The organism is Noviherbaspirillum sp. FW303-A3 (assembly GCF_058788695.1).
Window position 1 is genome coordinate 290,141 of sequence record NZ_JBYTAZ010000002.1, and the last position, 12,117, is coordinate 302,257.

Genomic DNA, 12,117 nt, shown 5'->3' on the forward strand with positions numbered 1-12,117 from the left:
GTTCACACCGACGCGTGCTCTGCCAGCAGATCCTTCAGACGAACCTTGTCCTCCCCGTCTAGCACCGGGCCCTTTGCCAGCAGGGCATCGATCTTTCGCTGAATCGTGAAGCGCTGGAATTGCTTCAGTGCGCCGTCAATCTCGGCGGAGAGGTCGTATGCCTCCATGTCACCCAGCGTGTCGTTCATTGCCAACTGCGCGACAAGGTCACCGATGTAGAGGTCGCGTTGGTGTTCAAAGATTCCGGCCGCCGTCTTGATCCCAGGATTGTCCCTGATGATCCTTACCAAAGCGTAGAGCGCGTCGCCGTCCTCGCCGCAGACATCGCGTTCCACCTCGAAATCGAGGGACCGGGCGAACTGCGGCGCAAGCGCCAGCAGACGGAACAAACTGAGTGCCGGACTCAAGGGCTGGGCGCCGACTGCGACGACAGCTGCTGCGCCCACGCTGTCTTGGCGCCGGGTGAGGGTGCAGATCTCGGACAAGGGCAGGGAGGTCGCGCCTGCCAGGTCGCTGCGTATGGCGGCAGCCAGGGCCGGCGCATTGTAGATATGGGCGAGGTGTGCGGCAGCTCGTGCGATGAGTGTCGCTTTGCCTTCCGCAGTCGCCAGGGCGAGGCCTTGCCCCAGTCCTTGAAGCAGAAACGCCGACAGCGGGATCGTGCGATCGAGCAACTCTTCAAACCTTTGCGTGCCGTTCTCGCGGACATAGCTGTCCGGGTCGTGCTGTTCGGGCAGAAAAAGGAAGGACACGTGCTTGTCGTCTGTGACAAGCGACAGGCATACCTCGAGCGCGCGCCACGCCGCCTTTTGCCCGGCCTTGTCGCCATCGAATGAGAAGATCACGCGATCGGTCAGACGGAAAAGATTCTGGATATGGATAGGCGTCGTCGCGGTACCCAGGGTCGCCACGGCATAATGGATGCCACTCTGCGACAGCGCGACGACGTCCATATACCCTTCGACGACGAGAACCCGCCCGGCCGCCTTGATCGCGTCTGCGGCTTCAAATAGGCCGTATAGCTCGCGCCCCTTGTTGAAGCAAGGTGACTCCGGCGAGTTGAGGTATTTCGGCTCGCCGGCGCCGAGCACCCGGCCGCCAAATCCGATGGTTTTGCCTTTCCGGTTACGGATCGGAAACATCAGGCGGTCGCGGAAACGGTCGTAGCGGCGCTTCGGATTGTCCGCCTGCTCGATCAGCATCCCCGACTTGACCAGCATTTCGCTGCTCGAATAGTCGCGATACACGGGCTCCAGCGACTGCCATCCCGCCGGCGCGTACCCGATACCGAACCGTTCCATCGTTTGCGCGTTCAAGCCGCGCGTTGCCACGTACTGCTGTGCGGCGTCCGATTTGGCCAACTCCTTCTGATAGAACGCGGCCGCTTGTCCGATGAGGTCGGCGCACTGGTCGTATTCCGAGCGCCCTTCATTTTTCCTGTTCTGCTCGCGCGGTACTGCCAGCCCGGCCTTTCGCGCCAGCTCCTCGATGGCGTCGACAAACCCCATGCCGGCGTACTCCATCAGGAACGAAATGGCCGTCCCGTGCGCGCCGCAACCGAAGCAGTGGTAGAACTGCTTGCGCTGGCTGACGGTGAATGACGGCGATTTTTCGGTATGAAATGGACAACAGGCCGAGTGATTCGCACCGGCCTTCTTAAGCTCGATGTGCGCGCCGACGACATCAACGATGTCGGTTTGGTTCAGGAGCGTGTCAATGAAGGATTGTGGAATCATTGCGCTACTTCGCCGAGACCTTGACGGCTTTGAAATCGAGTGACAGCGCCTGGAGCTTCACCAGCAACTCCATATGCATCAACACCAGCTTCGGGATTGTTGCGCCCCCTAACCAGCGAGTAACCTGATACTCCGAATAGTCGAACTGCTCGGCGAGGTCTGCCTTGGACCAATTCAGGATGGCAAGCATCTCCTTGAAGCGCTCGGTGTCGGCTGGCGAGAATGTAGATGGCGAAGTCATGGCGCTATGGTAGCAACGCAGCCGCTGAAATTCTACGTGTGCAGAGTATCTTCCCGAGAGTTGACCGTTTTGGTCACCTTACGGGAACATCGCGTCACCCTTTTTGGATAGTATGCAAAGGCATATTCATGCTGCACGCCAACGATGCTGTTGCGGCTCTTTATCACTACCTTGGGAACACTGCACAATTATGGGAATCGGAGCGCGCATACGCCAGGCCCGCATGGGCGCAATGAAAAGCGTGGCGCACCTTGCCAAACTGTGCGAGACCGATCTGGCTACGGTCAATGGCTGGGAGAATGAGTCAATCGAATTCCCGAGGGAGTTCATCTATCGGATCGCCCAGGATCTGAACGTGTCGATCGCGTGGCTCGAGAAGGATGAAGGTCCAGCAGAGGTCGAAGCACCCCCGGCGGACGCCAAGCCCCCGAATGGCGGAGGGCTCCTGTCAGCTCCACCAGTAGTGTCCCGCCTTCCCATGGCCTCAGCTGGGCGAAGCGAGCAGACAGCGCAGGCTGCCGAACCTGCCGTTCGTAGGCCAAAGGGGTTGTCGCGTGAAGATGTTGGCGCCGACGGTGAGCCAGGCACGCTGCGGGAGAGCTTGCTCGAGTCGCTCGCTTCGTGCGCGACTATGCTTGCTGCGGATCCAGCGAACGCCCTGACACGGCGAACCATGAAGGACATCCTCCAGGCGCTCGATTCGTATGAAGCGTTGTCGACAGCGCTGACCAACATAAACGGTGGACGCAGATGACGGGACCCGTGAACTACAACGACGGTGCGCCATTGGAGCTCTACGCCGGGGAATACGATCGTCTGGAGCCGGTGCTGCAGAAGGCGCTGAGCGCCAAGATTCTGCATTGGGAGTGCAATCAATTTGCGCGTGTAATGACCCGCACCGCCGCCAAGTTGACGGCAATACCGGTCGTTCTTCTTCTGGCGACGAGTGATGCTATGGGGGTTGTGGCGCTGATGCCGCCCGAATTGCCTGAGTACCTTGCATTGTGTGGAAAGGTGCTGATCGGATGGATTGCCCTTTATAGCGTCTTGGATTTCCGGACTCTGTACCGACTAACCATGTCCAAAAGGAAAGCCGAGCACGTGGCCACGGCCGCTGGAATTGATCTTTCCTGCGTCGTTGTGCACTTTGGCGATAGACACAATACGACGAAAAAGGAGTAAGCGATGATAGCTCTTCGCAATCTGAACAGGCGTGAAGCCTACGCCGCAGTCGCCCTGTTGATGGCCACCCCGACGTTGTTTGCGGGTGCAGCGCTGAAGATGGACGCCGCACTGGCAGCGGGCTGGATACTGGCAATAACGAGCTTCCTGCTCTACATACCGACATATCTCTTCTCGCGTTCGACGCCGCATGTTGCATCACATGGTGACGGCGCGGAGAGCCGGAAAGACCGCAGGGCCCGGCAGCGCGCGGAACGGCGTGCTGGGAGGAACTGAAATGATCGACAGTGCACGTTTCGTTTTTACAAATCCTGCCGTGTACATGGCGGGGGTGAGAGGCTTAAACGCACTTGCGGCTGACGGGCACGGGATGGCGCCGGCGCGCGGCCTCTTTGCTTCCGAGCTGGCGACAGCGGCCGGCAAACTGCGGCTGAAGCCGCATGAGGACGGCTATCGGTTCGCGCCGTACGACATGACGGCCGACGACAAGGAAGAGGTTTTGCACTTGCGCGTGGCGACCGGGGCGGATCTAGCCAACGTACCGTCCGCGCTGCAGGCCTTCCGAGGGTGGAAATGCACTGCCATTGAACCGAGCGTCGTTGAACCTGGTGGTGCGGTTGACCTTCTTTTCTACGTGAAGAACAATGACCGCTGCGCCAGCTTCGCATGGCTGACGGTCCACGACGAGGAACTGCGCGAAGCAGTGCTTATCATGGCGGGCGCAGAGCGCGCATGGCTGCCCCAGATCAGCCTGCGCCTGAATGACTCCCATATCGCTCCGGAAGATCGGGTGAAGGTGCGGAAGTCCGTTGCCTTTGCCGAGCACCTGGTGCGAAATGCCGGCAAGGTCATGTCTGATCCCCTGGACGAGAACGCGAGGGAAGTGGAGTGATGAAACGGCTCGTCCTCGCCTTTCTGGTTGGCGGTTTTGTCCTCTGCGGGAACGCGTTGGCAACGCCTCGCGCTGACAGCGTCGCAAGGGACGAACAGAAGACCACACAGCGTACGGTCCATAAGAAGGAAAAGGCGCGTGAGGATCGCGCTAAGCGTGGGGCGGACAAGCAGGCGGCCGCCTTCGATCCTGCCGTTGAGTGCAGTTGCGATGCTGGGAAGTACTGTCTCAATCCGAGGAACGTCGCGTTCTGCGTGAATCGCAAGGGCCAGAAGCGCATGCTCGGCACTGCCCCTGATAGCTGATCCTACCGGCCAACCCAGTCCAGAAACCGACCCAACAACGTTGTCCGCTGCTGCTTGGCTGCGAACCCCGGTGGCGCGTACCGCAAAGGATTGTTCAGCAGATCATAGACGGTGTGATTGAATCCGTCATAAGCGTGGTCAAAGGGGAGATGGCATTTCTCGGCCACGTACTTCGCCACGGCAGCAGAGCGGCTTTTTCCGGCATGGCAGTGGACGACCAGGTCGTAAGCCGTGGGGCTCTCGCGCAGTGCCTCAACAAAAACACGGATCTCCTGGGCATGCTCATGGTTAAAGAAGCCCATCGCGAGGTATTTGTCGTACCCGCCAATGAACTCAATCATGCGATCGTCGCACCCTGCGTCCGGGAAGTAGCACCGTTTCAACGGTTGCCAGCCTGGCTGTAGCGGCACCTCGTAGATTCCGGGATCCGTGATCGACAGCATGGCTGCATCCCGTCTCGGCACACGATTAACCGCTTCTTTTTCCGATATGAACTCGACCGAACGAATCATGGCTCCCCCTGTGGACATCGCATTCTAGCGGCATTCATGACACGGGAAATTGTGAAAGGTGACCGTTTCGGGCCGCAATCGCCTATGGTTCTGTGCGCGCTGGCGTGCTGTAATCCTGTCGCGCTGAGTGCCCCGTTAAATTGAACAACGCTCTCCCGCAAGGCATCCTGTTCCTCGAAGGAGAGCACCATGAAACTGACAGGAAACGGCGTGCAGCGACTGATGCGCAGGCATCGGATCACGATCCGGCAATTGGCCGCAAAGATGAACGTGACCCAAAAGCGCGTGCGGCAGGTAAGGCACGACGGCGTGGAAGGGGTCCTGATGACAACGGATTGGCTCGAGGCGATCACCGGCGAGCCGTGGTTCGCGCGCGTGAGTTCCGCCGGGGCGCAATCAGGCAATCTCCAGCAGGACACGACGCAACACCGCCGGCAGCGACTCCCAGTCGGACGTGACAGCACGATAATTGAAAGATAACTGATGCCCACCGAAGCTACTGCAGAAACGCGGAAATCCCCGAAATGGTTCATTGGCCTTCTCGTGTTCGCCGGTCTATACGGCGGGTGGGTGGGCATCTCACTCAATTACGTCATCCCCTGGTTATGGGGGCCGTATGCTGAGCTATTTGGGGACGCGGGTCCGTTGGTCGTGACTCGCGGTGGTGCGATTGTCACCGTGGGGTTGTTGCCGTTTGTGGTGCGAGCGTTGATCGCATTGCTGGCCCAAAGGGAATTCCTGCGCATCGCGGTCCTGACAATCTGCACGGGCGCGGCCTTCGTCGGATACGGGTATTACCTCCACCACATAGTGCACTTCCAAGGAGTTGGCAAATCGGAATTGTTTTGGCGCGCAGAAGTCGGTCTTCCAGCGGACGCGCCCACGCCGGCGAGAGTGCTCCAAGCCTTTGCCCTGTCCGACGAGCTGGCTTCCGAAGGTAATGCTCCATGGCTGCCGCGGCAATGGACGCGGGTGAGCTGGCCCGGGTTACTGAAGCCCTGACGCGACGGAACGAACGCGGTTCGAAAACGGCATGGGCGCAGATCGGGCGAGCAAAGTTGAGAAAATGGTATGGGAGCGAGGCTCCCGCAGCCACTCGCTTTGGCTTGGCAAAAATTGCGTCGGCCGCATCAAGCTTGAAGACACTGAAGAAGGCACCGTCTACCGGTGCAGCTCGGGGACTACGACCGGCGAGACGACGAACCTTCGGGCCGCAAAGAAGTGGGTGAAGTTTCATGCCGAACTAGCGCTTGTCCAGTTGTCGCTTTTCTAATCTGCCGTTGTAATTTTTTCCCTGTTGTTGGAATCGACTCTCAAGATTGGTGGGAAAAACGCGTTCGCTTCGGCAGTACAACGACATACCTTAGGCCCGCGTACGACTTTTGAAGCTGGCCCGTCATTTGCATACGTCTCGTGGACTATGGCTAATCCAACACACGTGACTGCAGCCTTTGAGCTACCCAAGGACGTCTTGACGTTCGTGCTCGGTCAGACGCATTACGGCGTCGATGCGATGCGGGTGCAGGACGTGCATGCGGTGCCTTCTCCGATGAAGATCGCAGGCGATCTCACCAGCGGCAGCCTGAGCATAGCGGGATCGACGCTGCCCGTGTTGGACCGGCGAACGAACGTCTCCTCGGAGTCTTGTTCCAATGGCGAATTGGTGAAGGTCCTGGTCCTGAAGGGCGCCGACTGCACTTTCGCGCTGGCGGTTGACCAGGTTGCGGATCTCGTTCGGCTGCTTCCGACATGGATCGAGCCTGCGAACGACGAGCACTGTGCGATGGGAACCTGCTATGTCGTGGAGGTAGCGGACCAGGCTCCCAAACTCTCGGTCGTGTGCGTTGACCGCTTACTCGACCGCGCGAAGCGATCAGGATCGATTCAATCCGCGGCGGGTTAGGCGCCGTTGTACATCGATGTCTCCTCTAGTCCCAAATGGGATTGGCTTGAGCCCGCTGCCACACAGGCCAGCGGGCTTTTTTTCGCTACTGAGCTGAGTACGGTCCCACTGGGGGCACTCGAACACTGAGAACGGTCTAAAAGAACGCCAGGCACTCCTCGCGCAGTGGGAATAAATTCGCTTTTGCGGCCAGCTCTCCTACAATCGACATTACTGACCCTATACCCGAAAGGCGCCCGTCACCTCATGGCCGTGTTCACATTCCCCAGTACGACTCCCATTGCACCCGAACAAGCCGCATGGGCTCGCGCACAACTGCGTGATGCGATGGAGAGCAACAAGACGCGCTTCAAGGAGTTGGTGGGCAATGCGCAGGCAACGGCCGATGCAGAGGCGGCAGTGCTTCTGGTCGCTTCTCGCAAACGCGAGGCATACGAACGGGCGAAGAAGGGCGCTGCTGCAGAGTCGTTCGGATGGGTGCTTGCCGATCCGGGCCTCGCCGCGGCCAGCGCGGTGCTGGACCGCCTTCACGTCATGTCTCAAGACTTGGACGCTCTCCCATTGGAAATCGCTCAGATTGTCCCGGTCGACGAGATGCAGGCTGCGCTTTTCTGATTTGGTCGGAGAGGCCGGGGTCAAACCGGCATAGCATTGCAGCTCTCATTGGGTTTAAGCCACGGGCGTCTACCGATTGCGCCACTCTCCGCTTAAAGTGGTCGGCAAGACGGGGCCTCGATCCCGCACGCTCTTTCGAGCACCAGTTTTTGAGACTGGCATACCTACCAATTCCAACCTTGCCGTCGTAACTTCGCGCTTCAATGCCCAGTTCGGCGGCGACGTTGTAACAGTGTCAATGTTTGTCGCGTTTCTGCTGCTGACGCGGCCAAGAACCGGAATCTAGGTCAAGGATTGCGGCAATTCACTGCCGCATAATCTTGTATTTTGGACCTCCGACTATATCGGCTATGACCATCTCCAACCACTCCGACGTAATCTACTGCGATGCGATCGTGTGTCGGCTAGCCGATCTCAAAGCGGCCATGAAGGCGCAAAACGTCCATGTCATCGCAGGGGACTGGCCGCTCGTCAGATCTACCGTGGTGGGCAGTAATACGCGGCACCCCGCCGGGGAAATGATGGATGAGTTCCGCGCGCTTGCCGACGTTGCGGCGCAAGCCGAAAGAGCCCAACTGGGAAACTGGCGGCTGGGATGCTTGGTGCGCACCACCTATGTGTCCCAATATGCTGAGCAATTTGCTAAGGAACATGGCTTGGTCGATCCGAAGACAAACTGGCCCGCGAGGCATATCAACTGGCATGAAGCGGCGCGTGATCTCCTCCAGTCCTGCCAGCAGGTGACGTTTGACGGTGTGCCGTACTTTTTTGTGGCACCTGAAAGCGAGTGCTTGGCCCTTGAGCGATAAAATGCATTACCACATCAACCGGGCCGGGTTCGAGTCGGGGTAGAAAAAGGGATTCATAGCTTGATCCGAATATTGCGCTCCGCCTTGCGGGAATACCTGAGTCGAACTGGCTTTCGGTTCCAGATCATTGTCCTAGTGAGTACGGCCATTTGTTGTGTGGCGTTGCTCTCGTCACTGGTCATCTCCTTGCAGGTTCAGTCGCGTCTGCGAGAGTTTTTCGTCAGCCAGGGTGAGCATGCGGTTGAAAACCTCGCCAGCCAAAGCCAACTGGTGTTTCTATTCGCGTCACCCGAAAATGCCCAGCGAATTAGTGAAATCGCTCTGAACTATCCGGATGTCCAACGCATCCTTTTCACGGACGACAAATTCAATCTGATTCACGCCCAGGAGCGTAAGGGAACGGAGTCGATCGAGATACCGCTCCAAAAGGAGCCGATCCGGCGAACGAAGCTCACGGGTGAAACTGCGGAAGCGTGGCGGTTTGGTACCCCAGTAATCAATGAACGTAAAGATTCGCCATTTGACGTCAACGTTCCAGTCGCGTCGACGCTCGGGTATATCTACATCGACGTGAGCAAGCGCTCAATGCAAACACTGACGTGGGCGCTTCTGCTCGGCAGCGGGCTCGTGATGGTAGTGGTGGCGGCCATCGTTCTCTTCCTGGTGAGTTTGCTGACTCGTCAACTAATCAAGCCGCTGAACAATCTGGGGCAAGCGATGCTCGACGCCAGGCGCGGGCAGTCCGGTGTTCGCTCAACCCCGTCCGGGCCGCGAGACCTCAGGGAAATGGCTTTGGTCTTCAACAAGATGATGGATGCGCTGGAGCAGCGCGAGGGAGACTTGGAGAGGAAGGTTGTCGAACGTACCCTCGCGCTGGAGCACGCACGCGATGAGGCGGTCAAGTCGAATGAAGAACGGCGAAAGCTGATTCAGACAGTCAATAACGCGATCGAGGAGGAGCGGAAGAGCATCGCCGTCGAGATTCATGATCATCTAAACGCCGAGTTGATCGGCATGCGTCTGCACATACAGCGTATCGTCACCCTGTCTGACAGGCTCCAAGGCGGCGAACTCACGGGGAAGATTCAGGACACCGCCCGTTCGGTTCTCGCCACTACGTCGGATCTATATACCCTTGCGCGTCGGATCGTGAAGCGCTTGCGCCCGGAAATTATTGATACGATGGGGCTTCGTGACGCTGTCGAAGAGGTTATTCGGCACTACGATTCGCTGAACGAACGAACTTCATTCTCCTACGACGCGACCGGTGACTTTTCGCAGGTCGATACCGGTGTCGCCATTACGGTTTACCGCCTCGTGCAGGAGGCGCTGTCCAACATTTTCAAGCATGCAGAAGCGACAATGGTGACGGTTCAGCTCAATGCTATTGAGGAGAATCGGACTCTCTACGTTTCCATTGTTGACAACGGCAAGGGGTTTGACGCCGATACCACGTCCTCAGGTATAGGTTTGATCGGCATGCGGGAACGCGTGCTTGGAGTAAACGGCGCAATGTCGATCGAGTCGGCGCCGGGCGAGGGCACCTCTATTCATTTTTGGATGCCTGTCTCGCTCGCGATCGTCGGGGCACCCGCCTTAGTAGCTCAACCAGTGGAAAGCTAAGCAATCTGGTTCGCTCGGCGAGAGTTGAACTCCCATTGCCTTTCGGCGCCTGGTTCTGAGCCAGGAGTATCTGCCATTTCGCCTGTTGATTGCGAGGTCGTGAAGCTGTTTGAGGCGGTGCCGGAGGGGTGATGGCGTAATGTCTAAGTCAAGGAAGTTTGAGACACTTTATACGTATAAAGTGGGGTGGGCCGCACATGAGCAGGAAAGCCGAGCGACGTGAAGTGTTTTGTCCGGTACCGGGCGCGATGGTGCGCCCGATGTGGACCCGTTTCACGCCCCCGGACGGACTCGACGGCTCGTGCACACCTGTTCGCTGTTCCCGTTACGAGCTCTGCCGCAGGGAGAACGCGGACATCGATGCGGACGGCGATTGTCGCCTGAACCATCCCGGCACGCTCGACGGGGAGGCCGGTGAAGGGAATTTGCATTGAGCCGGGCCGATAGCGACACTTTCCACATCTTCAACTAGTCCAGGAGCACCCATGGGTCAAGCGAAGCAGCGTGGCACCCTCGAAGAACGTATTGCCGCAGCTCAGAAATCCGCGGAGTTTTGCAAGATTGCCCGTAAATCGATCATCTCGACCAACGGCCGCGATATCGAATACCTCACCATCCCTCGCGCCCAGGTCGAGAACAGCGCGCCCCAATCACTGATTGAGCTGCTGCACAGCCTGGTCGCGACGCCTGAGATGGCGGCGAAGAAGGCGCAGAGCGTTGTCGTTGCGTTTGACGGCTATGACGATGATCCCCGTGAGATCTTCATGGTCCCCGAGGTGCGCAGCTTTCTGGAGGCTGTCGCGACGAATTGTCCGTGGTTTCTCCATGTCCTCAAGCCGGATTCGTACTTCGTCTGGTTCGCTTCGATCATTCGGATCGTCGACTTCGCCAAGGACAGCGGCAAACGGATCCGCGTGACCTTCGACACGCCTCAGCTGCGCGCTGTCGCGCAGACGGCGCTCGCGGAGGTGCGCAAACTTCACCTTTCGCTCAACATGCCGTTCAACGACGGCGATGCCTTCATTGAGGACATCGCGGGAGCGGTGAAGGCGTTCCTCAGCAACGTCGATCCGACCCAGCGCCCGTCGTAATGCCTCCTCCCTCCTGGCGGCATTGCCGCCGGCCGGGGGGTGTGCTACGCTTCGTGGCTGGTGTGCATGCACCCGCAAGCTAGGCGTTACAAGCATGATCAATTAGCCGACCCCGGCGCTCCTGCAAGCTTTTCTTCATTACCAGCCCCCGGCTGGTGTTTTCGTTTCCCATCCATTTTCGCGTCACGGCGTTGAAACCCATTTCCATTGCGGCAGTCGCTGTAACGGTGATCGGTTTTTCTGTGCTGTTTGTCGGCACATCGCACGTCGCGTGCGTCGCCCTTGGGCGGAAATAGCGTAGCCCTGCTACGCCTCTCGCAATACCGGCTTGTCCGGGTCTTTCTCTCAACCCTAGCGGGGCACATCCCGTACGGGCTGCTGCTTCGCGCCTCTCACCGAAGGAGCAGTACATGAACAATCAGTCAGCACAAGCCACTTCCCAGCAGATCGAGCCAGGCACAGTCGTCACCGGCACCTACTGCGGCGTTCCTTTCGAGGGCGCCGTGCGGGAGATCGATGACAACTGGCCTCCCGTGATGCATGGGCAGCCGGCTGGACGCCGCTGCTACATCGACTTGACGCCTCCGATCGTCTTGGATCGCGGCAAGTCGTTCGAGCGTACCGAGACTTCCATTTCCGCATTTGCGGTGGAGTTGAAGATCGCCCCGAACCAGTAGAAGCTCCGTTTCACCGCAGTGTCCACTTTCAATTGCCGCGCAAGCGGTTTCTTCTCTCAAGGAGTTCTCATGAAACAGTTGTATGCGCTCGACGCCGAGTCTCACGCCACCATCATCGCCGCGTTGCGGTACTACCAGCAGCAAGGCATGGGTGACCCGTTTAATCGATCCGACGATATTCACGAGATCGCCACCAACGGTGACGAGGTGCAGTCTCTGGATGAAGGCGATATCGATAACCTGGTCGTCGAACTGAATACCGGCGCAGTCTTGCCGGTCGCAGTGGTGGACATCGAAGGATCCGTGGTCAGTTGCGTTCGTACGTCTGTGCCGATGCGTGTCATCGTGCTCGACGCCGATACGGAAGACTGCGATTCCGACGCTGTGAAAGAGATCTACGGCGACAACGTCTACGTGCACCAGTTCTTGTGTGACGAGACGGCTGAAATCGGGCAGTCGGGCATCAATCCCGAGCATGTCGAAGGTGTGCTTGCCCAGATCGACGCAGCGTAACAAACGTTCTCAATCTCA

The 12,117-nt window shown here is 58.5% G+C and carries 18 protein-coding genes and 2 tRNA genes; 15 read left to right on the plus strand and 5 right to left on the minus strand.

Annotated features, from left to right (window positions below; genetic code table 11):
- Positions 1–2 precede the first annotated feature (2 nt).
- Together dnaG and AC3WOY_RS27635 are read right to left on the minus strand one after the other, a co-directional pair.
- Entirely contained in the window at positions 3–1,736 is a 1,734-nt protein-coding gene (gene dnaG / locus AC3WOY_RS27630) for a DNA primase (protein ID WP_492429694.1), read from the minus strand.
- Between the two features lie 4 nt (positions 1,737–1,740).
- The gene (locus AC3WOY_RS27635) at positions 1,741–1,977 is read right to left on the minus strand and encodes a helix-turn-helix domain-containing protein (protein WP_492429695.1); all 237 of its coding nucleotides are present in this window, start codon (positions 1,975–1,977) and stop codon (positions 1,741–1,743) included.
- 223 nt (positions 1,978–2,200) lie between these two features.
- Here AC3WOY_RS27635 and AC3WOY_RS27640 point away from each other — a divergent pair, with 223 nt between their 5' ends.
- The 5 genes from AC3WOY_RS27640 to AC3WOY_RS27660 are packed head-to-tail and all read left to right on the plus strand — an operon-like array spanning position 2,201 to position 4,356.
- Positions 2,201–2,731 (plus strand): hypothetical protein, encoded by a 531-nt coding sequence (locus tag AC3WOY_RS27640; RefSeq protein ID WP_492429696.1) that lies wholly within the window; start codon positions 2,201–2,203, stop codon positions 2,729–2,731.
- A gap of 8 nt (positions 2,732–2,739) precedes the next feature.
- A complete protein-coding gene (locus tag AC3WOY_RS27645) occupies positions 2,740–3,159 on the plus strand; it encodes a hypothetical protein (protein ID WP_492429698.1) in 420 nt (139 codons plus the stop codon).
- Positions 3,160–3,162: 3 nt separating this feature from the next.
- Entirely contained in the window at positions 3,163–3,435 is a 273-nt protein-coding gene (locus AC3WOY_RS27650; protein WP_492429699.1) for a hypothetical protein, read from the plus strand.
- 1 nt (position 3,436) lies between these two features.
- A complete protein-coding gene (locus tag AC3WOY_RS27655; protein WP_492429700.1) occupies positions 3,437–4,051 on the plus strand; it encodes a hypothetical protein in 615 nt (204 codons plus the stop codon).
- Entirely contained in the window at positions 4,051–4,356 is a 306-nt protein-coding gene (locus tag AC3WOY_RS27660) for a hypothetical protein (protein ID WP_492429701.1), read from the plus strand. The genes AC3WOY_RS27655 and AC3WOY_RS27660 overlap by 1 nt, the downstream gene beginning before the upstream one ends.
- Before the next feature lie 2 nt (positions 4,357–4,358).
- On the opposite strand, the gene AC3WOY_RS27665 is transcribed toward AC3WOY_RS27660, so the two are convergent.
- Positions 4,359–4,868 (minus strand): hypothetical protein, encoded by a 510-nt coding sequence (locus tag AC3WOY_RS27665; protein WP_492429702.1) that lies wholly within the window; start codon positions 4,866–4,868, stop codon positions 4,359–4,361.
- A gap of 189 nt (positions 4,869–5,057) precedes the next feature.
- Between AC3WOY_RS27665 and AC3WOY_RS27670 the strand changes: the two genes are divergently transcribed.
- From AC3WOY_RS27670 to AC3WOY_RS27685, 4 genes are all read left to right on the plus strand, one after another.
- Positions 5,058–5,348: a hypothetical protein gene (locus AC3WOY_RS27670; protein ID WP_492429703.1), complete on the plus strand. Its 291-nt coding sequence runs from the start codon at positions 5,058–5,060 to the stop codon at positions 5,346–5,348.
- 3 nt (positions 5,349–5,351) lie between these two features.
- Positions 5,352–5,870, plus strand: coding sequence for a hypothetical protein (locus AC3WOY_RS27675; RefSeq protein WP_492429704.1), 519 nt, complete (start codon positions 5,352–5,354; stop codon positions 5,868–5,870).
- A gap of 478 nt (positions 5,871–6,348) precedes the next feature.
- Positions 6,349–6,771: a chemotaxis protein CheW gene (locus AC3WOY_RS27680; RefSeq protein WP_492429734.1), complete on the plus strand. Its 423-nt coding sequence runs from the start codon at positions 6,349–6,351 to the stop codon at positions 6,769–6,771.
- Positions 6,772–7,017: 246 nt separating this feature from the next.
- Complete coding sequence (locus AC3WOY_RS27685; RefSeq protein ID WP_492429706.1) at positions 7,018–7,386, plus strand: hypothetical protein; 369 nt, start codon at positions 7,018–7,020, stop codon at positions 7,384–7,386.
- A 2-nt stretch (positions 7,387–7,388) separates the two neighbouring features.
- Here the strand turns inward: AC3WOY_RS27685 and AC3WOY_RS27690 are convergent.
- A tRNA-Leu gene (locus tag AC3WOY_RS27690) sits at positions 7,389–7,477 on the minus strand.
- Positions 7,478–7,484: 7 nt separating this feature from the next.
- Positions 7,485–7,571, minus strand: a tRNA-Leu gene (locus AC3WOY_RS27695).
- A 165-nt stretch (positions 7,572–7,736) separates the two neighbouring features.
- On the opposite strand from AC3WOY_RS27695, the gene AC3WOY_RS27700 reads away from it, so the two are divergent.
- From AC3WOY_RS27700 to AC3WOY_RS27725, 6 genes are all read left to right on the plus strand, one after another.
- The gene (locus AC3WOY_RS27700; protein WP_492429708.1) at positions 7,737–8,195 is read left to right on the plus strand and encodes a hypothetical protein; all 459 of its coding nucleotides are present in this window, start codon (positions 7,737–7,739) and stop codon (positions 8,193–8,195) included.
- Between the two features lie 60 nt (positions 8,196–8,255).
- Entirely contained in the window at positions 8,256–9,818 is a 1,563-nt protein-coding gene (locus AC3WOY_RS27705) for a sensor histidine kinase (protein WP_492429709.1), read from the plus strand.
- 197 nt (positions 9,819–10,015) lie between these two features.
- Complete coding sequence (locus AC3WOY_RS27710) at positions 10,016–10,252, plus strand: hypothetical protein (protein WP_492429710.1); 237 nt, start codon at positions 10,016–10,018, stop codon at positions 10,250–10,252.
- Positions 10,253–10,303: 51 nt separating this feature from the next.
- The gene (locus AC3WOY_RS27715) at positions 10,304–10,909 is read left to right on the plus strand and encodes a hypothetical protein (RefSeq protein WP_492429711.1); all 606 of its coding nucleotides are present in this window, start codon (positions 10,304–10,306) and stop codon (positions 10,907–10,909) included.
- A gap of 410 nt (positions 10,910–11,319) precedes the next feature.
- Positions 11,320–11,586 carry a hypothetical protein gene (locus AC3WOY_RS27720; RefSeq protein ID WP_492429712.1) on the plus strand — a complete coding sequence of 89 codons (267 nt, stop codon included), beginning with the start codon at positions 11,320–11,322 and terminating at the stop codon, positions 11,584–11,586.
- 69 nt (positions 11,587–11,655) lie between these two features.
- Entirely contained in the window at positions 11,656–12,099 is a 444-nt protein-coding gene (locus AC3WOY_RS27725; RefSeq protein WP_492429714.1) for a hypothetical protein, read from the plus strand.
- The last annotated feature ends 18 nt before the right edge of the window (positions 12,100–12,117 follow it).